Here is a 25882-nt window from a genome sequence, read left to right on the forward strand (position 1 = left end):
GCTATTTCCTTTAATTTTCATAAGGGGTATTGGAGATGGCGTTTAAAAAATTTTGCTTTTGTCTCTCTAAGCTAGCCGGATTATTTAAATCAACTAAATCAAATTTTAATAACTGATTCTTTCCTGCCATTACCGGTAAATAGCTGCCTTCTTTCGTTAAATAAGTATAATAGACACTTTTTTTGTCAGGGGTCATTTTCCATCTACCGTGCCTAAGCACTTCTGCCCTTATGCGAGCAGCTGCCTCTTCACCTATAGCATCCTCCCCGGATATTCCAAAGCTAGTGTGGTAATCATACGGCACAGTGCCGTTAATAATGCCTTTTTGCAGCTCAACAAGATTTGCTTCAATATAATCTTCATCCAAATTATGGATCATATTACCGGCTATTATTTGCCTTGGGATCTGTAACTGTTTGCTTTCGATATTCATATATACTTCATCAATAAGTTTTTCTCTCGCTTTATTTACCGCTGCTTCCGGTGATAAACCTTGTTGTGAATGATAATAAGCTGCTAAATATTTAATGCCGTGTTTCATTTGTTCTATTTCTGAACCGCTTTGGATATTCTGCCATTTTAAATTATTAGCCCATTTGTTTATATCCTCATCCTCTTCGATGATTTTGTTAAACTCTTTCTCTTCAATTTTACTAAATAAATTATTTGCTCCTACCATCTCCATAAATGCCTGAGCAGTATCGCGGTTATATAATCTATTCTCGGCATAATGATGGATTAATAATGCTAATTTATCATTTTTATTAGTGGCTAAAATTTCATCCATAATCTCAAGTCCGTATCGATTGCCGTTACCATCACAAAGCCCGATAATACTATTTACCGTATTTTTAATTTCGTTAATATCACCACTATTTAGCTTTCTTAAAAACTCATTGCTTTCAACATTCATCAAATATCTTTGCGCATAAGAGGGAATGCCTTTCTGCTCTTGTAACTGCTTGCGGAGTATATAACGCTGTTCCATGGATAGATTTTGCGGTATCTCATCTTTAAATAATTGCTCAACAAAAGCAGCTGGATCAGTACTTGCTAACCTTATCTGCTCATGATGGTAGTTTACTAATGTGTGGTATATTTTCTCTTTACTATCATAATCAAGATCGCCAGCTTTAGGTGCAATTGCTGCTAAAATGTTATCTCCTTCATTTAAAGGAGCTGTTTTTAATTGCTGCGTTATAAAAAAGGCTTTTTTATGAACTGCTTCATCCTGCTTTAGCTTATAAAGATTCGGATCATCGTTACTAAAAGCTACTCGCAGCAGATTATCTATGGCTTTAATACCTTGGCCGATTTCAAGGATGCTAGCTAAATGAGACTTCCATGATGATTTTACCTCCTGTTGCATCATTAATTGTTTATGATGAATTAAGTTGTTAGCTTGATTTTCTAGCCTTATTCTTTGCTCAAATGACAGATGCTCTTTCCAAGGAGGATTTATATTATTATTTAATATAGCTTCCGGTGAATGTGCTACTACTCCCATTGCTGCCGCTCCCGCTAGTTCTTCTTTGGCTTGGTGTAATAACTGCTCTTTCTCTTGCGGTAGTAAGGATAATGAATTTACGGCAATGGAGCAGTCCTGTAAGTGACTCTCGTAAAGCTGTGGATTATCGTAAGTAGCACTTTTTGATTTCTCTATTGCTTCAATAGCCATATTATGACGTTTGCCGTCAATTAACCTTACTTCGGTATTGCTAACCTTATCTGCCAAATTTACTCGATAATCACCGATTTTGCTTTGTAGGATTTTCTTAGTAATTGGATTTTTAACATTCGCTAGATACCCCGCCGCTCTTTGATCGTATTTATCAAGAGTATATTTCAAAAACGGCTTGTTATTTTCTAAAAAATCCGGATGTAGCTCATCAAATTGTGTCAGAGCAGTTAAACTGCCTGTCTTCTCATCATTAGCGATTTCAAGATTGCTTTGTGATTGATGTAAATGTTTGGTAGTATCATTAATAAAATCCGACCAAATATCCGGAATTTGAACACTGGCGTCTTTCTCAAGCTTACGGACTAAATAGCCTCTGGCTTCCTCGTTAAGTTGACTTGTAACACCCGCTATTGCTTGCCATTTCATTGATCTACTCTCCGGTTCTAGCAATACTCGCCAAATCCCTAACACCGCCAATAAGTGTACCCAAATTTTGCCAAGGTGCAGCTGATTTTATGCCGCTTATATTGCGGTTTATTAACTCTTTGTTTAAATCTGACATTGCTGAATTGATATTTGATCTTGGCCTGCCACTATAATATTCAGCTTCGACAGACCGAGCTTTCATTTCGTCCATATAAGCCTGATGACGCTATAATAAACCTGCCGAATCCGTGCTAGTAATACCGATACCGCTTTTGAGGATATTATACCCTAGCTGCTGCCGATTCGATAATTGGTTTTGCCGAAGCATATCAACGTGATAATTACAGATCTCGCTATATTCTGCCTTGCGTTCCTGTAATTGTCGAAAGTCAAACCTTTCTTGTTCCCCCGCTGCTCTTAAAGCATGCCTTTGGCTGTACAAGGCATTTGCTGCCTGTTCCTTATTAGCCCTTAATTGTGCATAGCTATTAAGTAAAGACGCTCCCGTGGCAAACACCCCTGCACCGCCGCCAAAAAATTCCAGAAAATTAAACATAATGTTTTAACGATCTTTTTATTATTTATTTGAATTAATACCATAAATTATAGTATAATGTTTAAGGATTGGGCTAACCCGGTCGGCATCTAACCACTGTGAATTAGCGGTGGTTTTTTGCTTTTAATAATTTCTTTATTTTTGGCTTCTTTATTTTTTTCTCACTTTATAACCCCTTATAATTTGCGAGTATCTTTGCTTTAGCATATATTTTTAGAATGCTGGCAGGATATGGTTTATTGACGACAAAAGTAAAATCTACATCGGTTTGAATTCCGGAATTTAAAACAAAATTTACCCAACCCGATTTGTAAGGTGTGGCTAGTATGTTACATACTTCCTTAGTTGCTAAATATTTCTTAACACTCGCAAATCTGATTAAATTGTCGGTATCTAAGTAGCTACTGTTAATATGCTGCTTATTAATCTCGCCGTTAGGTAGTTTTTCCTCAATATAGCCGCCTTTAGTGTTAAATAGCTTCAAGCCGATCTCTACGCTACTTTTAGGTGCATGCTCAACCTCATCAGGGAAAATAAACGGAAATGTCTGTAACACCGAAGAATAGTTAAATCCCACTGATAAAAATCTAACAGGATATTTTAGTTTAATTAGTTCATTATCTAAAATCTTTACGCCGTGTAATTCCTCATCACCGATAATAGCAACTAGGTTATTTTGATAGATCTGTAAAATACCCGAAAGCTGAACTTGCTGAAAAGACGGCAGGCAGTGCTTGGCTATTACACCTATTTCATGTTGTCCTAAGCGTGGGAACATCTTTTTAAATAACGGCATATATTTTTTCGATAGTAATAAATACTTCTCAAGCTTGATGCTATTTTCATCTTCTAAGATATTTTTAAGTAAAGCAGCATTGTTATTTGGCATAATCAGCCCACAATATTCAATGATACTTCGCTGAAAATTACTTAAATTTTCCTTTAGCTCTTGCATGAAAGTATATACTTCATCGCTTATTTTTTCCTCTTCATCATCTTCGCTTTGCGCATTTTCCGAGCCGTCACTTCTTTCGCTGCCGTAAACCGGTTCGGCAAATTCATAACTTTCAACTATTGCACCGATAATTTCGCTTAATTCATCATTAAGTAAAAACTCTTTATTTTTGTCATTTAAGTTTTTTTCTAGCATTATTGATTGCAGCAACTTACAAATCTCTTCCCGTCTTTTATCGGAAACTATTTCCTCAAATTTTCTATTGCCGTATCCTTGTTCAAGCCTGCTAAGTAGCTGTTTAACTATTGCGGTAATTTTTTCCTTTAACTGTTCTTCGTCGGTATTTTGATTAATAGATGTTAGTTGGTCGGTTATAAACTTTTTAATATCATTACCGAATAAATACTCCGTTAATGTCGGATGAGTGATATTTAATAACTCACTATAAAAACCGATAGTTTTTTGCTTAAAGAATTTCTTGATATTAATCGATAACTCCTGCTTATTATCATTGTCCCGGTTTGCATAATATAGCAGTAATTTTTTATTTAATTTTGCCACGCTTCTACGTATAGCATAATCCATTAAGGTATTGACAAGTAGCATAAAATAAGTAAATCTATGTGCGAAAAAGGAAAGAGATGGTCCGAGCATATCCATACGAACTAAGAACAAAAGCATTAGAGTTAATAGATAAAGTTAAGTCAGTAAGTAAAGTTAAGGAGTTATTAAATATATCTAGGCAAACATTATACAAATGGCAAGCTATTCAAAAGAAAGAAGGAGATATTCAGCCGAGAGTAGGCTATCAAAAAGGTCATAATAAAAAGCTAACAAATATGCCGGAGTTTAAGGAATTTATAGATAATAATGCCGATAAAAGCCTAAAAGAATTAGCAAAAATATCAAATAAATGGTCAGCAACGACAATTTGGCGAGGTATAAAAGCACTAGGATATAGTTATAAAAAAAACTTTTACGCACCCCAAAAGGGACGATGGAGCAAGGAATGATTTTATAGCTAGAATCAAAACTATTTCAAAAGAAGATTTAGTGTTTATGGATGAATCCGGAATAGAAGATAATGCATGCTTGGAGTACGGTTATAGCCTAAAAGGTAAAAGATATTACGATAAGAAAATTTACCAACATAAAACAAGAGTAAGTATGATAGCAGGGCTTTGCAATGGTAAAATAATAGCTCCAATAGTTTTTGAAGGGACTTGTGATACACTAATTTTTAAGAGTTATGTTGAAGATTTTTTGATCAAAGAATTAAAACAAGGTCAAGTGGTTGTTATGGATAATATTAATTTCCATAAGAATTCCAAGGTCAAAGAGCTAATAGAATCTGTAGGTTGTAGTATTTTATTTTTACCTACTTACTCTCCTGATTTAAATCCAATTGAGCATTATTGGTTTAAATTAAAAAATCAAATTAGAAAAACTGCAAAAGACTTCGAACATTTTTTTGATGCTGTTTGTTATAATCTGTCCATATCTTAATGGATTATGCTGTAGCTCGTTTAATTCGTGTTCCTGCTCAAACTGTAAATCAATAACGTTTTTTGCGGCTTTAATTATTTCTTTCGCAAGTCGTAAAGTAGTTTTTATAGAATCAAGATTTAATTGTTTGATTTTTAGACAGATGGCAGGATAAAATGAAAATGCACTATTGGGTAGATATTCGATTAATTCGTTATTACTCAAACTTGTTGGAACTTGCCAATTTTGTTGTGTTATATTATTTATAGTTTGGATTATATCACCGACAAGTTTTTCCCCTTCATAAAGTAATTGCTCGGCTTCAGCTAAGCTTGCAGGCTCACCGCTAAAAACATTTTCTAAGCCGGCATAGATTTTTGAGAAAATACGATAAAAGGCAAAAGAAACGCCAAGCAGCTCCATAATTGCCGGCATTTGCTCTTTGTAGTATTTCGTTAGGAAGAGCTTTACCGGTTCATAATCTGCTCCTAAATCTTTAACTAATCTATCACTATATTTAAAATTATTACCGATATCGATATTATCAATATTTAGCTTTAAAATATTTGCTGCTTGAGATTGCACTATAGTTTCCAGCTTAGTAATGCCGCCTCTAAATTCTACACTACTATCATCCTTTAAAGCTTGCATGATACTATGATCTATTAATTGCTCGCCCGGCCTGCTAATATTAATGTGACAGTCTGCATATACGGGCTTATGCATCTCATTATTTTTAGCAGTAAAATATTTAGTATGTAACGCTTCTAGATATTCTTTTGAATCCGTACCTATATCATCGTGTCTCCGAACATGGAAATATAACTTATCTTCATTATCGGCATATATCGGGGTAATCCCAAGTACTATGCCGTTACCTCCCAAAAAGTGCTGACTCCAGCCCATTATTTTTAAATCTTGCGAATAGGTGAAACTAGCAAATGAGCCGTTTTTAAGTACTGCGAAAATCATTGAAAACGGGCTGTTAATTCCTATTATTTGCCTGATACCGCTACTAAATATATGCTCGGCATAAGCGGTAATATCGGATAGTTGAAAGCCGCCTTTTTCTTGAGAATAATACAAGCTGTTAATTTTACAATTACTGCCTTCGACAAAAAATATAGTCTTGCCTACCACTATCGGTTTTATAGGTGAGACGGGTATGTCTAGCTCTTTGTTGATTTTGATAAACTCGCCTTTAGCTCGATCCCCTTCTTTTACTAAATATATGCCGTCCGTAGTACCAAGCAATAACTCCGAAGAAAAAGGAATTGACCATAAAACATTATCAAAAGTAGCTGAAGGGAATGTTGCAGAGAAGGCTGTTAACGGATTACGGGCTTCTAGCAAAGTTTTATACGCCATACGGAAATCGCTAAAGTCGCCCTTATAGCTTGCCCAAATCGAGTGAATATTTTTATTAACGCCAAAGCACCATAAGCGATTCTCAAATGTTACTAGGTGAGTGGCATATATTTGTGCTTGCTGTTGTTCATAGATATTAGCGGCACTTTGAGTATGCAGCTTTTTTAGTTCATCGTTTATTTTATCAATTTCAGCATTATATATTACTTCGTTAAACGGTTTTTGTATTGCTTGGTTATTTTGCTTATAATAATTCACATGACATTTTAGCGGTTCGATTATAAACATCTTCTCTTTATCGGGGAAATTTATAGCTCTATCTATGCTACTGTTATAACCCGTTTCCTGCGTTGCTTGATTTGAATTTTGAATATGAGTATAAAACTTTTCAACAATTGCCGGATCGACTGAGAATTTAAATATCGGTCTGTTAATACCGAAACTTATATATGCTATCCCTTGAAAACAGCAATAGGAAAAATCTTTAATTCGGAAGGTAAAATCTACGCCGTTATCTTTAAGTATTTTAGTTGTTAAAAACAGTTCACCGCCGACAAAAAACGAGCAGATCGTTTTATCTCGATGAGCCTCAAAAATCAGCAAATAAGATAACTTCCTTGAGAACATTATACTTATTATTTTCCGTGGTACATTATCCTTAAATAAATGTACAAACTGCGTACCGTGCCGGCGCATAATACCGCCTGAAGGTAACAGCATGAAGTTAATTAATTTCTTCACGCCGTTTTGATATAGTCCAAGCTCGGTGCGTCCTTCAATAGTCGGCGTTAGCTCACCGCCTGAAAAGTTATTTTTTTGTGAATAGATGAATTGCTCAGGCATAAAAGTTATTTATCAGTTACGCAAATAAGAATATTGATAGTTTGAAATTATCCATGAAATACGGTTTTATATTTCACCGGAATTGATTAAATTGTAACCGATAGAGTGGATACGTCTTGCTTCCTCAAGCCTGATTAAATATTGTCTTTTTAAGCCGTCGGCAAATAAACTATCTGAATACATCGCAAAAGCTACTTGCGAGGCAAGTCCTAAACTACAAAGCAATTTGAAGCTTTGCGGTATCTGACGCCAAGCCGTTTTATCATTATCAAGTAAAAGCTCTATGCTCTGCTGCGAGTAATAAAAAATCGAAGTCAATTTGCCGCCTTTAAAATATACTCTTCCACTCTCAATATAAAACTCTAAGTTAGAAGGAACTATCACTGCTACTTTTACACAGTCATTTATCCCCGGTATCGGCTTAAAGCTACTTTCTTCCCCTTCGATGTTATCAATACGTTTTAATGCAAATCCCCATTTAACCGACAAGACATTTTCCTCAATAGAAGCTTCTACAAACTCTTCACAAAGATTCTCGGCTTTATTAGCAGCATTGCCGCCGGAAATATTACCCTGAATATTACTATTTGAACCTAACAATACTAATGCTTTGCGGATTATTTCTTCTTTCATAATTTACGGCTTTTTATTTCAATAGTAACGGCTCTAATGCATCAACTACAATATTTGCCGTATTATCGACATTACGACATTGCGCTCCAATCATCTGCCGTGGGACGATACTTGCATGCACTGCGCCGTTAAAATGCGCATCATCTGCTGCTGCCTGCCAATGTTCTCCCGTATGTCCTGCAACATCAGCCGGCTCTAAGCATTTAATGCAAACTATTTGCCCCTCTTCCGTACGAGTAGCCCCAAAGCTTTCGGAATAGTATAAACTCGGTGCATAGTGATATTGCACTAACCTATCTATTTGCCGCTCAACTGAACCGGTAACACTACCGAATCTTATAGAACTTTCCGTAAAGGCGTAACAATCTCTTATGGAGTTGGTCGTACCTCTTATGCCTCCTAGCATCTCGGTAATGATAAAATTAAAGCCGACAAATGAGTTTATTTCCCCGCTTACTAAGGCTTTAACGCTGTTATAATCGTAGCTTGTTACTTGGCTATCTCGGAGTAAATTGCCGATTTGATGAGAGGAGCAAACTAAATAATATTTTTCATCTGCACCGAAACTGTGTTTTTTAAGTAATTGTTGAGTTTTAAGTAGTTTCTCGACTGTTAATCCGCCGGTTCGCATTGCTTCCTTGGCGTTTGCTCCTTGCTGCCCGTTATGAACGCCTGCTAAGCTATTTGCATGCAGTGCAAGCGTCGCATCAACAAGTTTTACTCCTACCGGAATAACGTTATTTGCTACATCAAAGTAGATGAGATTTTGCCCCGTTCTACCGCCGTTAACAGGCGAGGCAAAGCTATTGATAATAATTTGATCTTGTTTCCTACCTATTGCCCAGCCTGCAAGTTTTGGGAATTTAGACGTCGGGTCACTTAGCAAATTAAGCTTATCGTTTCTATCCATGGCAGCCGTCCAATAATAGGCTTGCGCTGTTGCTTGGCGTCTAGTAATTCTTGGAGTTTTAAATTCGGTTAGTTTTTCAAGTTTATTCTCATTACCGTCACCGGGTTCATGATAGCCTGCTGCCGTTCTATGCCTTGGCAAAGCTTCGTGGGTGTGCATCGTCTCAAAATATATTACTTCCGTCTCTTGAGTTTCATTTGTAACGAACTTACGGAGTTTTGAGCCTTCTTGTTGAATAACGAGTCCGATATTGCGAGCGAATTGCTCTTTTAGACCATCGGTGATTTGTTCCATGTTTGTAACCTCTTAAAATTGTTAAACCTAAATAATTAAATATCTGGATATTAATATCGTTGATAATTATTTGTGGCTTTCTTTATAAGAGGTTACCGCATGGCTTATTTAGCTTGCGACCTTAAAAAAAGTTATCACTCGTGATTTATCACTTCTTGTTATAAGCAATATCGTATAATTGCTCCATCTGATTCACTGCTTCAGTGTGACCGGTATGATTTTTATCTTTAAATTTTACCATAAAACCCTCATCGGATTCAAGTCTTTTAATCTCTTTTAATGCCGATTCCGCTCCTGTAATTGTAGGCTTCTCTGCTCCTGTTATAAGTGAGTCGGATTTTAACGTTTCGCCGACTTTAACGAGCAAGTCTACCAGGGCAGGAGAGTAGCTTGATTCTTCTATTAATCCCGCCAATTCTTTCGTGCCGAATTTAGACAAAGCCGCCTGCATCACCTGCATTTTACTATCAAAACCGTCATTATAATGCTTTTTTAACCAATCTATATTTGAACGGCGCAATCCCTCTATTTCCTCTTGCTGCTTTTTTTGTAGATCCATCGAGAAATTATACAAGCTGCCGAGCAGCTTCTCTCCCTGCCTTTTGCTCAGACCGCTTTGGTAAAACATCTCTTCATATTGCTTTAAATACTCTTCATCTTCCGTAGTTCTTTTATCAGTATATTTTTTATCTTCAGGCAAACCTAAACGAGCATAAAACTTATTCCATTCTTCATCAGCTGCATCATTCTTTGGAATAGCAACACGACTATTTAAGCCCTTCTCGGCTTCCAAATAACTACTCGCCAACGACGAAACATCTTTAAACTTACTCAACGATTCTGCTTTTTGCAGATCTTCCGGTAAAGTGGAAAGCCAGGACGTAACACCCTCCGCCTCAAAATCGTTTTGTATAGTATCTTGGTTTTCACTCATCTTTTTCCTCTTTTAGCTTCTCTATTTCTTCCTCAGATAACCCTGTAAATTCTGCTACTTGTTTAACAGACTTGCCTTGTTTTATCATCATTTTTAGTAATTCAGCTTTACCTTCAGCTTTACCTTCAGCTTTACCTTCAGCTTTACCTTTTTCTTCAGCAGAGACAATATAATCACGTTCTTTTAAGGTTTTGTTCATATAGTCTCGATAAGCTTTTAATTCTTTAGGAGTCATCTTAAGTATGCTAAGCTTCTCGGCTATTTTCTTCATGTAAGGTGATTTAAAATCTTCTCTTACTTCTGAATGTTTGGTCATATATAGCCATTCATCCATTTCATCTTTTACAACATCATCAAATAAAGGTACAGATATTACAAAATACTCCGGAAACAAATTATAATTGTCAAATATTCTACCGCCCATGTCGGCTAAGTGCAAGTGCATAGGATGCTCACGGTCTACCTCTCTAAAAATAGTTTTACCGTGATATAACGGTACTTTCATATTAGCAAACGGAAAGTATAATAAATTAATATGGAATACTTTTTTGATAGTAGCGTAATCCTCACCTTTAGAAATACTATCGACGATTAAACGGCTGCTGTTAAAACAAGCTTTTTTGAGGAAAAGATCAGTATGTGAGCGATCTATTTCCACTATATATTTATGTCCTTGTTCGTCTTCAACTACGACGTCTGCTACACTAGACTTTAATGTTTCTTTTTCCTTATTACTTGCACTTTCAAGTACTGCTTTTATTTTTACTGCACTATATCCTGCATCTTTAAGAATAATCGAAATAAACCCCTCGACTATGTCATAATCGCCTTTATTTCTTAATAAATTTTTAATAGCGTAATCAAAACTGACTATATTACTCATAAATTTTCTTCCATATTATTAATGTTATTTTCCAACTGCGAACAGATATATAAAAACAAAGCCCTCTGTCCTTCTAAATAAGCGGTGTGCCTATCATTATCGGCTATAAAGTTACTGCGATACATGCCGCTCATATTCGCTAGATCTTCTAAGATCATTTTACCATCATTTGAGGTAAATATTCTACTATAAATTTTAATTAAATCATTAGCCTTTTTTATAGTAAGGTTAATATCGGTTTCCTCTAGTTCGTTTGCTTTACCTGCTTCAATTAAAATTTTCATTTCCCGCTCCCATTTGTTGCATCTGCTGTTGTTGCATTTGCGCTGCTTTTCTCTGCTGTCTGATTTGCATTACTTCTTTGTCCGGTCTAAGGATTGATTGCGGTATCCCTCTATGTTCGGCAAGTAGTTTAAAACATAAATCCCAGTTGATATTGTCGTAAATCTCCGGGCAGAAATTACTAATACCGCTACGTTGGAAGAATCCTATTACTTGCTCAATACTATTAACCGCCGATGATTTTTGCGCCCTAGTTAAAGGTGAGACATAACTAACTTCAATGTCGGGTAGAGCATTTATTCCTTCTAATATCGGTAATTTGTTATACTTGGCTAAGATTCCGTAGATAGCTCTAATTAGCGGATTTAAAAACTCCGTTTCAATTCTGCCGACCATCGGCGACATCATCCGCATTTGCTCCTCATTTCTTATTTGCACCTCCGTCGCCGTCATTTCTTTATTTTCTTTCTGCATGCGAAATATATCAATATAAGAAGCCTTAAATATCGCATCTCGGCATTTATCTTGTTGCAGCTCCGTACACATAGGATTTTCCACTCTATTTAGCGGGCTTATCTTGTCAAGCGTGCCGTTGCGAAAAAAATTACTTGCTCCCGGCGTATCACGAAGCGGCAAGTGATAACCGTCCTTCGGTATTAACCAAGAAGGTTGCTCCTGTTTTTGTACAACTTGTATACCGGTTTTTCTAAAGGAATTTAACAGCTTAATATCCGGTAAAACGTGATGAGCAGGCGCATAGCCGTATACTTCACCTTCTTCTTTAATCCAGCGGGTTACAAAGAAAGGAAAATATGAATATCCTGATTCGGATATAATTTTTTGCTCAGCTAAATAAATATATTCCGAGCTATAGCCGTGTTGGGTGGTTTTACGATTAGTTTTGCTCTTCTCATTGGCAGGAGCTACGATATGTAATATCTCTATTTGTTCATCGGGGTCTTTTAGTAGCTTCTCTTTAAACGGCGCAAAGTCAGACCATTTGTTTGCCGCTGTCTTGACGTTCACCGTAAAAAGTCGATACATCGAGTTAACAAAGCCGTATTTATCTTCTTCAAAATAACATTCTGTTAAACTAATATTGCGAAAAAATAGCCCTGACCGCAAATCCGGTTCTTCTTCGACGTAAAATATACTAGTGCCGAATGCCGCAAGATTTAAAAAAAACTCGTGTATTTGATTATAAAAATTCGATCCCGGATTATTAAAAATATTTAAGATAGTATTTTCTATCGTCTCCAACCATAATTTAACTTCCGGCAGCTCATTTAATGGTTGTTCATCCTCGCTACCTTCTTGCTCTAACAAATTAATATTAAACCATTTAATAGCTCGATTAACCATTAAACTTTGTAAGCCTGAAGCTAATTGCTCCCTTGACCAGATGGAAGTTGAATCAAATATTTCCTTATTGCCGGTGGTTTGCGGACAGACATATTTTTTTAATTCGTCCCACACGGCGTTCCATTTCTCTCGCTTAGTTTTTAAAGTCTCAAAATATTCTATTTTATTACTTAATTCATCACGCATAACTATTTACTCTTTGGGAATAGGGATAATTTGTATTTGCTCTTAAATAAGGTGTTCCTAAACTTCTCGATACTTTTTTAAGTTTCTTCAAAAAATTCATATCATATAATACTTCCGAGCTGTATTTTTTGCCGTCTGCTGAAGTCATTTGCGGTAGCCCTAAACTTAAAGACTCAATATCTCCGAGCGAGGCAATTTTACCTAACGACTCCCCAAGCTGCGGCAAATCCTGTAATTTCGGTATTGTCGGCATATTAAAATGCGATAGTGATTGTTTTAAGCCGCCAAGCTCCGGAATTGCGGTTTTGTTACCGAATAAATCCTGCTGCTGTGAGAAAGGCGTATTACCGTATCCTCTTGCTCCTCTCTCAAACGTTGCTCTCTCAAGTCCTCCAAGACTTTTGCCTTTATTCATCATATTCATATAATGACCGATACCAAGCAAAGGCGCGGCATATTGTAAGCCCGTTCCGAGTGAGCCAAGCATAGAAGCACCGAAAGACCCGGATGTAGCGGCTGCACCTGCCGTAGCTCCGGTTGTTGCTGCTGCTCCGGTCGCACTACCGGCGACAGCGGCAGGAGCGAGATACATACCCGCACCAAATGTTAAAGCAGCAAGTGCTGCTCCTTGGGTCAAACCGGTTAACCTGTTAGCTTTTTTAAGTTTATTTGCCCGAAAACCTACCGCATTTCCCAAATTATCTAAATGTGCTTGGGCGCTATTGCTGTAATTATCTAGCTGACTATGTAGGTTTTCAGTCTGTGACTTATGGCTGTTATATTCATTTTCTAGCCTCTGCTGTTCATTCTGATAATTGCGTATAACACTCGCTAATTGAGTACGGGCATTATTAAAATTGCCGGTATCTTGCAATAGCCTATTTTGCTGCGAGCTATAGGAGGACAACCTATTTTCTAAATTAGCTTTTTCACTCTCAAGCCCTGTATGCTGCTTTGTTATTTCCTCCATTTGCCGCCTGATATTATTCTCTGCTTGCTCTCGCTGCTTCTTTAAATTATCCACGCTAGCGTGATATTTATTTATCTCTCCGCCGGCTTCCTCTTCGGTTAAGCCTCTAAGCCTATCCTTTTGCTGCATAACCGACTCGAACATTGATTGGAAATTACCCGGCAGCTTCTGCATTTCGCTTATTTTACCGGCAAGCGACGGAGCTTTACTTTTAAAAGCTTCAAAGGCTGCCTGCAATTCGTTTGCTTCCGATCCTAAACTTGCCTTTTGTTGCTCTAGATTTTGTAAGCCTCGTTGATATTGCTCCGCCTGCCGGTGTAAATGCCCGCTACTTTGTCCATGCTGATATTTTTGTTGCTCGATACTTTGCAATCTCTGTGCCGATTCGTATAATTGGTTGCTTAAATTATCAATAGCCGTTTGTGCTTCCGAGGCATAGCTGTTATATTCATTTAAGGCATTGTTATAATGGAATTTTTGCCTCTCGGTTTCTCTACCGGTTAAGTACTTGCCGCCCGGTACGTATTTACTTATCGCTCCGGTAATTGCCTTAAACGGCTTTTTAAATAATCCTCCCATTTTTTTAATCCCTTTTATTTATTATTTTTTATCTTTCTAAAGCGTTATAATCACTAATAACTTTATTATAACGTAAATAATTAATACTAAAGCTTTCCTGCTGCGCGCCGGTTTTAGCATCCATTGCCAGATAACAAAAACTCTCTACTATATCGGTACATCTAGTCGAGCTTGAATGAGTACCACGCTTACTTGCATCAAACTCATATAAGCCGTTTAACCCTTCTCGGCATTTTCTCTCGTCTATTCGTAAATAGCTCGCCGTAAGTAAATTACGGGCTTTGTTTATCATTTCTTCCCGTAAGTATTTTCGTCCTAGCTCAAAAGGTACAAAGCCTAGCTTTTCCGCTATCTCGTTTGCTTGTTGTAATCGTGTATCTAAGGTCGGCATTTGCCTTCTACTCATATCATGCGGCAGTATATTACGCCCGTATTGATAGGGGCGAAGCCTTAAATGATTTAAATAAAACTCTAAGCCTTTGCCTCTGTTAATATAGAAATCTATAATATCTACACCCTTTTTCTTTTCCTGTACAAACCAAATACTAGTGTAATCAACTATGCCGATATCCCAATAAGTATTCACCTTGTAAGCCGGATCGTAAGGCAGCTGAGTTATGCGTCCTTCCGCTTCGGCAAGTCTTAACTGCTCAACAAAAGTGCCGCCTTGATCGGCGCGTTTGTAACGATAGGCTTCAAAGTCGCAATAAAATTCTCGGCGGATTTCTTCAGTTGTCATGTCTACTGATTTAAGGCTTGCAACCGCCACTAAAGGCTTGCTATCATGATCCGTAGTATCTTCAATGGTTTTAATCTCACAAAAAGCGTTTTCATCATCTTTATATTTTAAATATAATTCTTCGCCGTGTGTTAGTTTCGGATCATCGGCAGGCGTATATAAATAAAGCAGCCACGAATTATTGCGTATTACCATCGGCTCTATTACCGAACTCATCGCCCTTGGGTCGTGATAAGAATATTCGGAAATCACTGCTCCTTTAATACCGCTTCCTCTAATACTACTATAGCGATCACTACCGACAAACTGAATTACCGAACCGTTTTTAAATACTATTCGCTGTTTATATTGCTGTGATTTAGCAATAGCTGCCTCCGGAATAAATGACATATAAGAGCGTCCCGCTAAGGTCATGCCGTCCCAGACCGACATTTTAGCCTGGTTATAGGTCGGGTAAACATACCAGTATATGCCGACTTCCCGCAATGCGCTAGCTGTTATCCAGTTAATGCCCATAATATCCTTACCGGCTCTTCTATGCCAGATGGCTATTGCCTTCTTACCTCCCTTATATAAATAACGCCATAAAGGCAATTGAAACGGATAGGGCGACCAATCAACCGGAAATTTTAAGCTTTTATTATTCTTTAAGCTTTGCTTATTTTCTTCTTTATTAGTCCGTGTTTGTTTTTGTATCGTTGTCACTATCCGCTCCGTAAGATTCTACTTCAAAATTACCGATTTCGCTTAATTGTTGTGTCTTATCGTTATCGTGTTTCTTATTCTCAACTGCGTTGCCGTTCTTACCGCTGCTTTTATATTTAGGCGAATTAGCTTTTAAATATTCAAGTAAGCTCTTGGAGCAATATTTCTTTTTGCGGACTATACATTCGCCGTCTTGGTTATAGGTTACCTCTTCATAGCCGTTAATAGCCCGATCATAGAGTACGGCTTCAGCTCTTTCGGATGCGTATCTAAGCGCAAGACTGACGCATTTAGTTAAATATTTGTCATCATGAATTAGTTTGTGTAAATGTATAGGAGATCCTACTATTACCTTCTTAGCTGCAAGACCGATATTGCCTATTTCGCAAAGTTCTTGCAGAAAAATTATAATATTATCCTTAGAGCCGAATTTATTAATCGTGCTAGCCGATATTTTATTTAAATATTTATCAAATAATTTGTAATTTTTTGAGCTATAATTTTTAATCACAAAAATACCTCCAATCCCTGTATTATAGAGGTTTTTACCATGGATTACAAATGGAAGAGATCATAAAATATATCTTAATCATTGTTAAGCTTTTCTATTTATATGATAAAATACTCATATAAGATTATTATTTAGAATTTAAAAGAAGCTATACTTGCATCATACATTAAATATTAATAAAAAGTTATTGAGTAATATATCAAACTTGATATATTACCTATATGAAAAAATGGACTATAGAATTTATAAATAAAGTTGCAGAAAAAGAAGTAAAGAAGCTTACTTACGATCTGCAAGCCGATTTTTTATATGTATGCAAATTGCTTATTGAATTTAGCCCACATAATGTAGGGATGCCACATACAAGAAATATAGAAGGCAAATTTTGGGAATTAAGGTTACGTGGTAAAGATAATATAGCAAGATCAATATATTATTTAGCTATAGATAAGAAAATAGTTATATTGCACACATTTATCAAAAAAACGGAAAAAACCCCTAAAGCTGCCATTTTAATAGCTAAAACTAGATTAAAGGAAGGTTGTTATGAAAAACTTTGAGGAATTTAAAAAAGAGTTATTATTGAACCCTAAAGTAGCAAAAGCTTATGAAGAACGGAAAATAGAATTTGAGATAGCAGAAACTTTAATAAGAGCACGTATTGCCTCTCATATGACTCAAAACGATGTTGCTAAAAAAATGTCTACTTCTCAAGCTCAAATAGCAAGAATGGAAAGCGGACATCATATCCCTAATTTTCTAAGTATCCAAAGATATGCTAAAGCTGTAAAACAAAAAATTAACGTATTAATCACGCCATAGATTCTAATAATAATTCAGAAGAAACAGTTTAACCCAAGCTTATAATAATATCTTACTAGCTTGAATATTTTTTAATTTTTCTTCGATAAGTTATTACTAAAAAGAAACCAAAGAGATTTTTTAAAATCTGATATTCAAGATATTAATAAGCAAATAGAAGATGCTGAAGATCAATATTTTTGTTATAAAATACTTTCAACTTATGATAAAGACAGCTGTTGATTAATGTAGGTTATTGATTAATGATTAAACTACTAAACTTTAGAAAGGGATTATTTACGTGATTGAAACGCCTCAATTTTTTATAGATGATTATCATACATGGTTAAAAGATAAAACAGATTGGCAGCAATTAACAAATTGCATAGAGATCACTACTCCCTACCTTGATCGACATAATGATTATATCCAAATTTATCTAAAGCAGGAAAAAGACTATTATATCCTGACTGATGATAGTTATACTCTTGAAGATTTAGAGCAATCAGGATATGCATTGGACTCTCCTGCTAGACAAAAATTTTTAGAAACGACACTTAACGGCTTTGGAATACAAAAGAATAAGAACGAATTATTTACTGAAATTAACCATCGGAATTTTGCTTTAAATAAACATAACCTTATCCAAGCAATTTTAGCTGTTAATTATCTGTTTTATAGCAAGGTTGAATGTTAAATTATTATTTGAATAGATTAGCTATTTACAAAAATATAAATTTATCAAAAAACGGAAAATTTTTTTTTATTAACCGATTAATTCCCTCCGCAAAAATTTTTTCAAACTCCCCCCAACCCCCTTCCTAAAGCCAAACTACCCCCTACCGTAGATTTAAGTCTCATATCCGGCAAAAAAATAAGAAAAAACGGCAAAAAGTGGCTAAAAAACAACAATATTTGCCTTAATTTGTTAAATTATCCTTAGCCCTCTGCTATCCCATCAGAGGGTTAAACACTTAGAACCCTAATAACTATAAGGATTTGATTAGGCTTTTAGTTTCATATGCTCCTTATATGTTCCGGGCAACGAATAACGGGGAAAATAAATATTATAATTACTATAATTTCTTCCTGCTCATACAATTAATCTATAAATATATAAATAACTACTTTCTTATTATTAACTATTTATATAAATAATATCTTTATTATATTTAATAATTAAATATTAAATATTTCTTAATAAAGCTCTTCTAATTTTCTTTCAAAAAATAAAAAATTATAAGTTAATAATAATTAGTATTATTCTTTATTATTTCGTTGTTTTGTTCAATTTCCCCCTTATTGCCGCTGAAAAGTCACAAAATTTTTATAATTTTGGTAAATATTAAAAAAATTATAAAAATTATTATTTTATCCGCTGTACTTCCAAAATTTCCCACGGTAATGGTGGTCTAAAGCGTTAATTAACTAATAACGTTTTATATATTAATAATTACTAACTATAAACTTAATAATTAATAAAAAGGTTTTTTATGTTTAACGTTAAAATTAACGGTACTAATTTTTATAAGCTTCATAATATTGACAAACATGATTTGACTAGAGCTTTTTTTCAAGGCGAAGTAGAATTTAATTTTAAATTAATAATAGAATATTACAGAAAAAATAAACATTTTAATAATATATACCAAAAAATTTATGAGGATTTGACCGCTTGGAATATATATTATGAACCACATGAAACCCAAACTTTTAAAGAAGAATTAATTACGAAACAAGGTTTTCTTCCTTTTAGTTATGAGGGTAAAAACTTGATCGCTTTATGTAGAGATTTAAATGATGGTTGGTTTCACTGTTACGAAACGCAATTAGAAAAATACGCTCAACAAGTAACTAAAAAAAGTACCGAAGTTTACAATGATAAAGTATTTTATTTAAATAGCTATCGTTGATAAAAAAGCCTAAAGTTAAGCTAATTTATAAGCTTAACTTTTCTTTTATAAACACTATATAAGTTTAATTTAAGCTTTATTTAATAATAATAATTTAATTAGCACAAAATATTATATAAGCGTCGTTATTGTTTCCCGGGGTAGTAACCTAATTATTTTTTTACTTAAGTAATACGGTTGGTCTATCAATATATAGATAATTCATAAATTACTTATTACTAACTATTAATATAAATAATATCTTTATTATGTTTAGTAATTAAATATTAAGTATTTCTTAATAAAATTCTTCTAATCCTTCTTTTAAAAATAAAAAATTATAAGTTAAATAATAATTAGTATTAATATAGCTAGTAATTAATAATTGCTAGCTATATTTAATTGCTAACGAAAAATAGCAAATTTATTATTTTATAGTTTTTATAATAAAATATAGCCCAAATATTTAAATTCCCCTGCTTTACCGCAAAAAAGAGACGGTAGTAATAATTATTACCAATAACAATAAAAAATCATAAATAGTTATTTTTTACTTGTTTTGCTATTTTATAAAGTTTGTAACAAACTTACAAATCCTTATTCTTATCAGGTTTTTACCCTTTTACCGCCAAAAAGAGACAGTAGTAAAAATAATTACAATAATAATAAAAATAATGATTTCCCGCCTTGACTTCAAAATTACTTCATGACATCGATAGGATAACGACAAAAAAACTAATAATTATATATAAGTAAAAAATTTACACTAACAATAGTAATAAATAAATTTATAAATAAATATTTTTTTATCGTTATGAAGTAAATAGATCACAATAACAACTTAACTATTAATAAATTGTGAAATTTAAAACTTTAATAAACTTAACAATTAATAATTAACAATAAAAAACGAGGTTAATTTATGATTATTTCTAAAGAGTGGACAGTGCCGGCTAATTTAAAATTAATAAAAGTTACCGAGTACAATTGTAACAAAGTGCTAGTCGGATTATTTGCGGAGGAATTTGAAGCGATTATAAGATACGTAACCGGAATAACACTAGCTAGCGAAGTACAAGTTGATATAGAAAATGACCAATACCTATGCTCACAGGGAGGAGGCGAATTTATCCTTACTATTGAACGTAAAAACTTTTCTATCACCCCCGACGATTATCAAGGCAAGCAATTAGAAACTAAAAATTTTGATTTGTTTATCGGTACGTTTAACCATAAGCGGGAAAATATAAATATTAAAATAGAAGCTATGCTTGTGGACACAATTACCAAAAAGCCAACCACTATAGATAAGGTCTTATAAATAATAATAATAAAATACGAGGTTAATATGGCTAAATATAAAATTACTAATACTAAATTAAACATCGATGATATTAAAACCAAAATTATTTACTCTAATAATAATGGTTGTACGGAAAAAGAAGTAAAAGAATTGTCAGATATATTTGAAACGCTAATAACGTGCATAGTGATAGCAAGAACGTCGGAAAATTTAAGCGAACGTTTTAATATTTATTTAAATAACAACAAAATATCGAGAGAAGCAAGCGGCAAGTACGGCAACAAGTGCAGTAATTTTCAATTAAAAATCAATCGTGTAAGACAAGAATCCGACGATGACGAAGACCACGCTGACTTTTGGTTACCTTATGACTGTTTTAAGGGAGTATTTAAACATAAAATTACTAATAAAGCATTAGCAATAGGTGGGGCTATTACTGATAGCCGGGGTGAAGAACTTATATTTGAACAGATTGCACCTATTTAAACCGGCTTAAGCTACGCTAAATTATTTATTTAGCGTACCTTCGTAACTTTTTTAATAAACAATTAACAATAAAAAACGAGGTTAATATGACTAATGAAAATGATTATAACAAACTTATAGTACACAAAATAGACTTTACGGTTAATGATGATTTTGAAACAGTAGAATATAACGAGGAATTAATCGGCGAATATTATCAAGATGAATTAGAGCCGACCAATGACTATAACGACTGGGCTGATCAAATCAACGAAATGTTTTGGAGCGAAATAGGTTGCCAAGGCACGTATTATGAACCTAAAACTTTCAATGAAGCAATAGCTTTGGAATGCACTTTAATGCCTTTTAAATATCAAGGTAAAAATATGTTAGCTTTGCAGAATCGAGAGAAAGGTCATTATACTGCTCGGCTAAGGGCATATAAATTATTAACGGATGTTATAATTACTAATAATATATACTATTTTACCTCCGAAGGTAAATTTCATGATTACGCTGAAACTTTTATAGAAAAGGATATGCTTGATATGATTCAAAGAGCATATACACGAGCATTAAAGTATAACCACTTAGTCTCCGGCGATAAAATTCAAGACTATCAACTTCCAAAAACTAGCTCTTAAACCGAAGGTATTTTACTTTTTTAATAAACTAATAACAAACAACGAGGTTAATATGATTACTAACTATTTGAGCCGACTTAACAAAAAATTTTATATTATACGTAAAATAGACTTTACGACTAATGGCGAGGCTGAGGCGTTAGAATATAACGACGAATTAATTACAACGTATTATAAAAATAAACCGGAAATAACTAATAAGAATAATTCGCCGGAGGATAGGCTTGATTTAATATTTTGTAATAATAACTTAGATTATCAAATATGTTTTGAACCTTTAATTTTCAACGAAATAATAGCCTTAGAATGTGGCTTAATACCTATTAAATATAATAAAAAGGGTATGTTAGCTTCGCCCTGTTACGGAATGGAGTTAATCGCTTGGCTAGGAAATTATGAATTATTAGCGAATATTATAATTAATAACCGGGGTAACTTTTTTACCTCTACCGGTAAAATTTCTAAGAATTTCAAAAATCTTATGGACAAAAACCTAGCCGAGAAAATCCTAAAAATATATTTAAAAGTATCAAAAACCCTTAACAATAAAACTAAAGAGAATTTTTAAAATTAAAAAATTAAAGGCTCTTTGCTTAAAAATATTTTTAGGTGATACGTTAAGTTTTTAGCGTATCTTTTAAATTATTCTTAAGCCCTTACCAATTCAAAAGTAAAATTATAACTTTCGCAAGCCGCCCTTAGTGCTTGGGCGTAGTTGCCTGTAATCCAGCTACCGATAAAAGGTGTTTCCGGTTTAAGTTTTATTTGTTTTGAATCGTTATTTTCTTCAACCGCTTCTAATCTACTAAACCAAGATTTATCCACAGCCTCGCCGTAATGTGCTATCAAATATTGCCTTACTTTATACCATATCGAATTAGGATTTAACCCCGCAAGCCCGATATAGCCGTTGCTAAGCGTTTTTGCTGTTTGTTTAGGCGCATTGCCGGTAAAAGGTAAGATTTCCAAACGCTGTATTTCCTGCCCATACACCGCTTGTATTTCTTGAAGCAATCGAGTTTTAACATAATCGGACAAAGTAATATTTTTTGTTAATTTTAGTTGATAAGCCTCCGAGGCAATTTTAGAAAACTCACAAGAGCGTAATAAAGGCTCAGCGATATCCGGTTCAAAAACTGCCGCTATCTTTCGCTCTAATTGTGCTTGCGGTGTTGTCTCTTGGCTATATTCTTTTTTCTTTAAATATTCTTCCCTATTCTTAACGGCAGCTTCAAGCCCAAAATTAAAGCTTTCGTTATTGGCAACTTCTACCGTACGCTTTTCATACAGCAATGCCATAGCCATATAGTTTAATACCGCCTTTTTGCCGTAAAATCGATTATCGGGGAGTTTTTCGGCTAGTCTCATCAGTAGATTATTGATATATCGCAGGTTAAACTCACGTCCTGATTTATTTCTTAGCCAAATGCCGTCTTCCTCAGTTAACGGATGGAATTCGGATAATTTCTTACCGCCGCACCATTGTTTTGCCTTATCGATAAGCGTAGAAATGGGATTAGAGGAAACAGCCGAATCGGCTGAATGAGGATTAACCGCAGGTTCTCGGCAAGGTCATTTTTATTATTTATTTCTAAATTTTTATTTATAAAATTAGATTCGTCGAGATATCTAGATTTATTTATAGATATACTATTATCTATTATATTGTCTAGGTGAAAATTTTTACAAGCACAGCTGCAATTTTTTTCAGGTTCAGCTGAAAAATTTTGCCGGTAAGGCTCAAATTTTTTTACAAGTTTTATACACGGCACGTTACGGCATTTTACGTAATTTTTTATCACCGTATTTAAAGTAAGCTGAATAAAACCGCCGTCACACAATTCAAGCAAGCACTGCCTAATACGACGCTGACAAACTCCGAGTAGTTGCTCAAAATAATAATAACTTTCCTGCAATTCATTTAATTCATCATTTGCCCCCTCTAGAATCTTATCATTTTGTAATCGTGAAACTATCAATGATAAAACTTGCCGTGCGGTTTTACTTAAAACTTTACCGTCGCTAGAGGTCAAATTACGCCACTCAGGAGGGATGAAATTACCGACTAAATTATAAAAAATAGTATCATTTACAGTTGTGGAAGTAGGAAAAGGTGTAACTATTTTTTGCATACGCCCTCCCTCTGAAACCCAGTTAAGAAGAGGCTTGGCGAGCTATTACACCGCTCGAAAATTAAGTCAAAAGGCGAATAAAAGGAACATACGGAGTTTTTAGAAAATTTAGAAAAGCCCTGAAAACCTGATAGTAATGGGGCGCACCCGAGAGGAGTCGAACCCCTAACCTTATGATCCGTAGTCATATACTCTATCCAATTGAGCTACGGGTGCAAATGTATTTTCAAGTGAAATGTGTAATGAGCAAAGCCCAAAAACCACGGGTAAATGAAAATAACAATTTAATATTTAAGAGCGGATTAATAGTATAATTTACTTAATAATATACACTATTATCGCTTTGCAGCATATCTAAAAGCTCGGCACTTGTCAAGGAAACATGCTTTTTAAAGAAATCACTAAAATTATTACAAATATATACAATTAATAGTTGAATATTTTAAATAAATAAAATATATATAGTGTGCATAAAATTAATATGAGAGAGATAATGACTAAACTTTTTAAATTTATAATAACTTGCTTATTTTTTATTAGTAGCTTAGCTCAAGCTGAAACTATAGCAGAGCCGGCTAAAAAAATTTTAGAAATAGTTAATTCCTTAAAAGTTGAAGAAAAATGGCAAAAAGGGGAAACTATTAATTGCAAAACCGGTGAAATTATAGAAGGATATACCGGTGAGCATAAAAAAACCGGTAGTCGTATTACACATGATAGTTGTTTTGTTTATGCTGTAGCATCTTCTCTTAATATAGCAAAAGATTCTTTACCTCCTCACCCTAAGACCGATACGGATTTTATTCCGTTCCTTGCAAATAAACAAGCCGATTGGTATGAGAGAGAAGGAAGTAAACAAGGATGGAATTATATTAAAAATAAAGATAAGGACAATAATTTTATCCAAGCACAAAAATTAGCTAACCAAGGATATTTAGTTGTCGCAATATATAAAAATATCAATCCTAAAAGACCCGGTCATACTTCTATAGTTATACCGAGTAATAAAGATGTGGAAAAAATTAAACAAGAAGGACCTGATACTGCGCAAGCCGGTATAAATAATTTTTCCTGCGGTTCATTAAAGAAGGGCTTTAAAAATAAAAAGGATGTATTTAAAAATAATGAAATAAAGTTTTATTATCACAAAATTAATAGCTAATTTTTTATTATTTTATTTAACCGGTTTATGATAAAGCTTTTAAAAACTTTATCATAAATTTTAGCTTGCAACGTCTTTAAGTAACCCCAGAATCGTCATTGCAAGGAGGCATTTATGCCGACGCGGCAATCTAATCTTTGTCATGCTGAACAAGTTTTGCGCATCTTTTTTAATATATCCTGAAATAAATTCAGTGATAATAATGAATCTGTGGAAATGATAGGTGAGTGAAGCAGACGGCGCTGTTGCTCGATCCAATAAATAAACAATTTCATTTTTTCTTAAACATCTCAAGCATTCTTTCTGTAACTATGAAACCGCCGAAAATATTTATAGATGCAAGAAAAGTTGCAAAATATCCAAGTAAACTAGAGAAGCTAAAAGCGGCACTACTTGCCGCGATCATCGAACTAATAACTATAATACCTGAAATAGCATTAGTAATTGACATCAGGGGCGTATGTAAGGCCGGCGTTACTTTCCAAACTACATAATATCCCACAAAAGAAGCTAATACAAAAATTGTTATAGCAAAAACTAACGGATCAATACCTCCGCTGCTTGCCTGCCAACTACCGTCTATTACTAAATCTTTTAATTTATCCGATAAATTTTGTGTCTTCTCGGCTATTTCTGCAGCTTGTCTTGCTATTATCGGTAATTGATTCATATTTTTACCTAACTTTAAATTCCCTTAAAGATAGTTAATTGTAGGTCTAAAATATGATATAACAAATAAGAGGTCAAAGTAAACGAATTTTATTTTATTTTTTTGCTATACATAGTTGATGAAGCTTTGTTGCATGGCTCATAATTTACCGTATTATGGTTATTATAAGTATGGTGTATGCCGTGGCTTGATCAGCATTGTTGTGTGGATACCCAAATCGTCATGGCGAGGCGCCTCTTGGCGCCGTGGCCATCTAAGTATAAATATATTTTTATACTAAACTTGTTTAGTATTCTAATTAAATCCCGAATGTAATTCGGGATAGTCTGGATGGCCACAGCCACTTCGTGGCTTCGCCATGACGGATTTTTATTACTTTTCGAGCCATGCAACAAGGCCAGTCAAGCCACGGCATGACACCGAATGCTTTGCAAAAATTCGAGCCATACAACAAGACCTTTTAGACTATAATATTTTAAACCGAACTATAGATAAGAATTATCCATAGTTG

30 protein-coding genes and 1 tRNA gene are annotated in these 25882 nt (G+C 34.4%); 11 read left to right on the plus strand and 20 right to left on the minus strand.

What is annotated here, in order from left to right:
- Nucleotides 1-10 precede the first annotated feature (10 nt).
- The 4 genes from AAHM91_RS04700 to AAHM91_RS04715 form a co-directional block, all read right to left on the minus strand.
- Complete coding sequence (locus tag AAHM91_RS04700; RefSeq protein ID WP_342270049.1) at nt 11-2107, minus strand: hypothetical protein; 2097 nt, start codon at nt 2105-2107, stop codon at nt 11-13.
- A 4-nt stretch (nt 2108-2111) separates the two neighbouring features.
- The gene (locus tag AAHM91_RS04705) at nt 2112-2309 is read right to left on the minus strand and encodes a hypothetical protein (RefSeq protein WP_342270050.1); all 198 of its coding nucleotides are present in this window, start codon (nt 2307-2309) and stop codon (nt 2112-2114) included.
- Between the two features lie 24 nt (nt 2310-2333).
- Nucleotides 2334-2663 carry a hypothetical protein gene (locus AAHM91_RS04710; RefSeq protein WP_342270051.1) on the minus strand — a complete coding sequence of 110 codons (330 nt, stop codon included), beginning with the start codon at nt 2661-2663 and terminating at the stop codon, nt 2334-2336.
- Between the two features lie 166 nt (nt 2664-2829).
- Nucleotides 2830-4179 (minus strand): hypothetical protein, encoded by a 1350-nt coding sequence (locus AAHM91_RS04715; RefSeq protein WP_342270052.1) that lies wholly within the window; start codon nt 4177-4179, stop codon nt 2830-2832.
- An 80-nt stretch (nt 4180-4259) separates the two neighbouring features.
- On the opposite strand from AAHM91_RS04715, the gene AAHM91_RS04720 reads away from it, so the two are divergent.
- Nucleotides 4260-5124, plus strand: a protein-coding gene (locus AAHM91_RS04720; RefSeq protein ID WP_342269478.1) for an IS630 family transposase whose coding sequence is annotated in 2 segments (ribosomal slippage) — nt 4260-4583 and nt 4585-5124 — 864 coding nt in all. Because the reading frame shifts where the segments join, the coding sequence is not laid out codon by codon here.
- Here AAHM91_RS04720 and AAHM91_RS04725 read toward each other — a convergent pair.
- The 10 genes from AAHM91_RS04725 to AAHM91_RS04770 form a co-directional block, all read right to left on the minus strand.
- Nucleotides 5044-7314 carry a phage tail protein gene (locus AAHM91_RS04725; protein WP_342270053.1) on the minus strand — a complete coding sequence of 757 codons (2271 nt, stop codon included), beginning with the start codon at nt 7312-7314 and terminating at the stop codon, nt 5044-5046. The genes AAHM91_RS04720 and AAHM91_RS04725 overlap by 81 nt on opposite strands.
- A 66-nt stretch (nt 7315-7380) precedes the next feature.
- The gene (locus AAHM91_RS04730) at nt 7381-7947 is read right to left on the minus strand and encodes a hypothetical protein (RefSeq protein WP_341793362.1); all 567 of its coding nucleotides are present in this window, start codon (nt 7945-7947) and stop codon (nt 7381-7383) included.
- Nucleotides 7948-7960: 13 nt separating this feature from the next.
- Nucleotides 7961-9151, minus strand: a complete 1191-nt coding sequence (locus AAHM91_RS04735; RefSeq protein ID WP_341793361.1) for a phage capsid protein — start codon at nt 9149-9151, stop codon at nt 7961-7963.
- Nucleotides 9152-9299: 148 nt separating this feature from the next.
- A complete protein-coding gene (locus tag AAHM91_RS04740; RefSeq protein WP_342270054.1) occupies nt 9300-10085 on the minus strand; it encodes a hypothetical protein in 786 nt (261 codons plus the stop codon).
- Entirely contained in the window at nt 10078-10968 is an 891-nt protein-coding gene (locus AAHM91_RS04745; RefSeq protein ID WP_342270055.1) for an Rpn family recombination-promoting nuclease/putative transposase, read from the minus strand. The genes AAHM91_RS04740 and AAHM91_RS04745 overlap by 8 nt, the downstream gene beginning before the upstream one ends.
- Nucleotides 10965-11252 (minus strand): Bbp19 family protein, encoded by a 288-nt coding sequence (locus AAHM91_RS04750; protein ID WP_342270056.1) that lies wholly within the window; start codon nt 11250-11252, stop codon nt 10965-10967. The genes AAHM91_RS04745 and AAHM91_RS04750 overlap by 4 nt, the downstream gene beginning before the upstream one ends.
- A complete protein-coding gene (locus tag AAHM91_RS04755) occupies nt 11236-12798 on the minus strand; it encodes a portal protein (protein ID WP_342270057.1) in 1563 nt (520 codons plus the stop codon). Before AAHM91_RS04755 ends, AAHM91_RS04750 begins: the two co-directional genes overlap by 17 nt.
- Nucleotides 12791-14347 (minus strand): coiled-coil domain-containing protein, encoded by a 1557-nt coding sequence (locus AAHM91_RS04760; RefSeq protein ID WP_342270058.1) that lies wholly within the window; start codon nt 14345-14347, stop codon nt 12791-12793. Before AAHM91_RS04760 ends, AAHM91_RS04755 begins: the two co-directional genes overlap by 8 nt.
- A 28-nt stretch (nt 14348-14375) precedes the next feature.
- Nucleotides 14376-15791 carry a hypothetical protein gene (locus AAHM91_RS04765; RefSeq protein WP_342270059.1) on the minus strand — a complete coding sequence of 472 codons (1416 nt, stop codon included), beginning with the start codon at nt 15789-15791 and terminating at the stop codon, nt 14376-14378.
- Nucleotides 15760-16302, minus strand: a complete 543-nt coding sequence (locus tag AAHM91_RS04770; protein WP_342270060.1) for a hypothetical protein — start codon at nt 16300-16302, stop codon at nt 15760-15762. The genes AAHM91_RS04765 and AAHM91_RS04770 overlap by 32 nt, the downstream gene beginning before the upstream one ends.
- A 221-nt stretch (nt 16303-16523) precedes the next feature.
- On the opposite strand from AAHM91_RS04770, the gene AAHM91_RS04775 reads away from it, so the two are divergent.
- The 8 genes from AAHM91_RS04775 (at nt 16524) to AAHM91_RS04810 (ending at nt 21975) form a co-directional block, all read left to right on the plus strand.
- Nucleotides 16524-16862 carry a type II toxin-antitoxin system RelE/ParE family toxin gene (locus tag AAHM91_RS04775; RefSeq protein ID WP_342270061.1) on the plus strand — a complete coding sequence of 113 codons (339 nt, stop codon included), beginning with the start codon at nt 16524-16526 and terminating at the stop codon, nt 16860-16862.
- Nucleotides 16849-17124 (plus strand): helix-turn-helix domain-containing protein, encoded by a 276-nt coding sequence (locus AAHM91_RS04780; protein WP_341792615.1) that lies wholly within the window; start codon nt 16849-16851, stop codon nt 17122-17124. Before AAHM91_RS04775 ends, AAHM91_RS04780 begins: the two co-directional genes overlap by 14 nt.
- 280 nt (nt 17125-17404) lie before the next feature.
- Entirely contained in the window at nt 17405-17800 is a 396-nt protein-coding gene (locus tag AAHM91_RS04785; RefSeq protein ID WP_342270062.1) for a DUF1828 domain-containing protein, read from the plus strand.
- A gap of 796 nt (nt 17801-18596) precedes the next feature.
- Nucleotides 18597-19016 (plus strand): hypothetical protein, encoded by a 420-nt coding sequence (locus tag AAHM91_RS04790; RefSeq protein WP_342270063.1) that lies wholly within the window; start codon nt 18597-18599, stop codon nt 19014-19016.
- Between the two features lie 901 nt (nt 19017-19917).
- Nucleotides 19918-20316, plus strand: a complete 399-nt coding sequence (locus tag AAHM91_RS04795; RefSeq protein WP_253308272.1) for a hypothetical protein — start codon at nt 19918-19920, stop codon at nt 20314-20316.
- A 27-nt stretch (nt 20317-20343) separates the two neighbouring features.
- Nucleotides 20344-20784: a hypothetical protein gene (locus AAHM91_RS04800; protein ID WP_342270064.1), complete on the plus strand. Its 441-nt coding sequence runs from the start codon at nt 20344-20346 to the stop codon at nt 20782-20784.
- A gap of 86 nt (nt 20785-20870) precedes the next feature.
- Nucleotides 20871-21407, plus strand: a complete 537-nt coding sequence (locus AAHM91_RS04805; protein WP_341792621.1) for a hypothetical protein — start codon at nt 20871-20873, stop codon at nt 21405-21407.
- A gap of 52 nt (nt 21408-21459) precedes the next feature.
- A complete protein-coding gene (locus AAHM91_RS04810) occupies nt 21460-21975 on the plus strand; it encodes a hypothetical protein (protein WP_342270065.1) in 516 nt (171 codons plus the stop codon).
- An 80-nt stretch (nt 21976-22055) separates the two neighbouring features.
- Here AAHM91_RS04810 and AAHM91_RS04815 read toward each other — a convergent pair whose 3' ends face one another.
- From AAHM91_RS04815 to AAHM91_RS04825, 3 genes are all read right to left on the minus strand, one after another.
- Nucleotides 22056-22775: a DnaA N-terminal domain-containing protein gene (locus tag AAHM91_RS04815; RefSeq protein ID WP_342270066.1), complete on the minus strand. Its 720-nt coding sequence runs from the start codon at nt 22773-22775 to the stop codon at nt 22056-22058.
- Nucleotides 22776-22849: 74 nt separating this feature from the next.
- The gene (locus AAHM91_RS04820; RefSeq protein ID WP_342270067.1) at nt 22850-23539 is read right to left on the minus strand and encodes a hypothetical protein; all 690 of its coding nucleotides are present in this window, start codon (nt 23537-23539) and stop codon (nt 22850-22852) included.
- A 142-nt stretch (nt 23540-23681) separates the two neighbouring features.
- Nucleotides 23682-23755, minus strand: a tRNA-Arg gene (locus tag AAHM91_RS04825).
- Between the two features lie 277 nt (nt 23756-24032).
- Between AAHM91_RS04825 and AAHM91_RS04830 the strand changes: the two genes are divergently transcribed.
- Nucleotides 24033-24701 carry a hypothetical protein gene (locus AAHM91_RS04830; RefSeq protein WP_342270068.1) on the plus strand — a complete coding sequence of 223 codons (669 nt, stop codon included), beginning with the start codon at nt 24033-24035 and terminating at the stop codon, nt 24699-24701.
- A 60-nt stretch (nt 24702-24761) separates the two neighbouring features.
- Here the strand turns inward: AAHM91_RS04830 and AAHM91_RS04835 are convergent, their stop codons facing one another.
- From AAHM91_RS04835 to AAHM91_RS04845, 3 genes are all read right to left on the minus strand, one after another.
- Entirely contained in the window at nt 24762-24959 is a 198-nt protein-coding gene (locus AAHM91_RS04835) for a hypothetical protein (RefSeq protein ID WP_342270069.1), read from the minus strand.
- A gap of 13 nt (nt 24960-24972) precedes the next feature.
- Nucleotides 24973-25371, minus strand: coding sequence for an NAD(P) transhydrogenase subunit alpha part 2 (locus AAHM91_RS04840; RefSeq protein WP_253308278.1), 399 nt, complete (start codon nt 25369-25371; stop codon nt 24973-24975).
- Nucleotides 25372-25562: 191 nt separating this feature from the next.
- Nucleotides 25563-25763: a hypothetical protein gene (locus AAHM91_RS04845; protein WP_342270070.1), complete on the minus strand. Its 201-nt coding sequence runs from the start codon at nt 25761-25763 to the stop codon at nt 25563-25565.
- Here AAHM91_RS04845 and AAHM91_RS04850 point away from each other — a divergent pair.
- Nucleotides 25730-25879, plus strand: coding sequence for a hypothetical protein (locus AAHM91_RS04850; RefSeq protein WP_342270071.1), 150 nt, complete (start codon nt 25730-25732; stop codon nt 25877-25879). The genes AAHM91_RS04845 and AAHM91_RS04850 overlap by 34 nt on opposite strands.
- Nucleotides 25880-25882 lie beyond the last annotated feature (3 nt).

The sequence above is a fragment of the Rickettsia endosymbiont of Orchestes rusci genome, from assembly GCF_964030945.1.
Classification (GTDB): Bacteria; Pseudomonadota; Alphaproteobacteria; order Rickettsiales; family Rickettsiaceae; genus Rickettsia.

Bases quoted from the DNA above. Each gene is read 5' to 3' on its own strand.
- AAHM91_RS04700 (WP_342270049.1), bottom strand. From the start codon at position 2,107: ATGAAATGGCAAGCAATAGCGGGTGTTACAAGTCAACTTAACGAGGAA.
- AAHM91_RS04705 (WP_342270050.1), bottom strand. From the start codon at position 2,309: ATGAAAGCTCGGTCTGTCGAAGCTGAATATTATAGTGGCAGGCCAAGA.
- AAHM91_RS04710 (WP_342270051.1), bottom strand. From the start codon at position 2,663: ATGTTTAATTTTCTGGAATTTTTTGGCGGCGGTGCAGGGGTGTTTGCC.
- AAHM91_RS04725 (WP_342270053.1), bottom strand. From the start codon at position 7,314: ATGCCTGAGCAATTCATCTATTCACAAAAAAATAACTTTTCAGGCGGT.
- AAHM91_RS04730 (WP_341793362.1), bottom strand. From the start codon at position 7,947: ATGAAAGAAGAAATAATCCGCAAAGCATTAGTATTGTTAGGTTCAAAT.
- AAHM91_RS04735 (WP_341793361.1), bottom strand. From the start codon at position 9,151: ATGGAACAAATCACCGATGGTCTAAAAGAGCAATTCGCTCGCAATATC.
- AAHM91_RS04740 (WP_342270054.1), bottom strand. From the start codon at position 10,085: ATGAGTGAAAACCAAGATACTATACAAAACGATTTTGAGGCGGAGGGT.
- AAHM91_RS04745 (WP_342270055.1), bottom strand. From the start codon at position 10,968: ATGAGTAATATAGTCAGTTTTGATTACGCTATTAAAAATTTATTAAGA.
- AAHM91_RS04750 (WP_342270056.1), bottom strand. From the start codon at position 11,252: ATGAAAATTTTAATTGAAGCAGGTAAAGCAAACGAACTAGAGGAAACC.
- AAHM91_RS04755 (WP_342270057.1), bottom strand. From the start codon at position 12,798: ATGCGTGATGAATTAAGTAATAAAATAGAATATTTTGAGACTTTAAAA.
- AAHM91_RS04760 (WP_342270058.1), bottom strand. From the start codon at position 14,347: ATGGGAGGATTATTTAAAAAGCCGTTTAAGGCAATTACCGGAGCGATA.
- AAHM91_RS04775 (WP_342270061.1), top strand. From the start codon at position 16,524: ATGAAAAAATGGACTATAGAATTTATAAATAAAGTTGCAGAAAAAGAA.
- AAHM91_RS04780 (WP_341792615.1), top strand. From the start codon at position 16,849: ATGAAAAACTTTGAGGAATTTAAAAAAGAGTTATTATTGAACCCTAAA.
- AAHM91_RS04790 (WP_342270063.1), top strand. From the start codon at position 18,597: ATGTTTAACGTTAAAATTAACGGTACTAATTTTTATAAGCTTCATAAT.
- AAHM91_RS04795 (WP_253308272.1), top strand. From the start codon at position 19,918: ATGATTATTTCTAAAGAGTGGACAGTGCCGGCTAATTTAAAATTAATA.
- AAHM91_RS04800 (WP_342270064.1), top strand. From the start codon at position 20,344: ATGGCTAAATATAAAATTACTAATACTAAATTAAACATCGATGATATT.
- AAHM91_RS04805 (WP_341792621.1), top strand. From the start codon at position 20,871: ATGACTAATGAAAATGATTATAACAAACTTATAGTACACAAAATAGAC.
- AAHM91_RS04810 (WP_342270065.1), top strand. From the start codon at position 21,460: ATGATTACTAACTATTTGAGCCGACTTAACAAAAAATTTTATATTATA.
- AAHM91_RS04815 (WP_342270066.1), bottom strand. From the start codon at position 22,775: ATGAGACTAGCCGAAAAACTCCCCGATAATCGATTTTACGGCAAAAAG.
- AAHM91_RS04820 (WP_342270067.1), bottom strand. From the start codon at position 23,539: ATGCAAAAAATAGTTACACCTTTTCCTACTTCCACAACTGTAAATGAT.
- AAHM91_RS04830 (WP_342270068.1), top strand. From the start codon at position 24,033: ATGACTAAACTTTTTAAATTTATAATAACTTGCTTATTTTTTATTAGT.
- AAHM91_RS04840 (WP_253308278.1), bottom strand. From the start codon at position 25,371: ATGAATCAATTACCGATAATAGCAAGACAAGCTGCAGAAATAGCCGAG.
- AAHM91_RS04850 (WP_342270071.1), top strand. From the start codon at position 25,730: ATGACGGATTTTTATTACTTTTCGAGCCATGCAACAAGGCCAGTCAAG.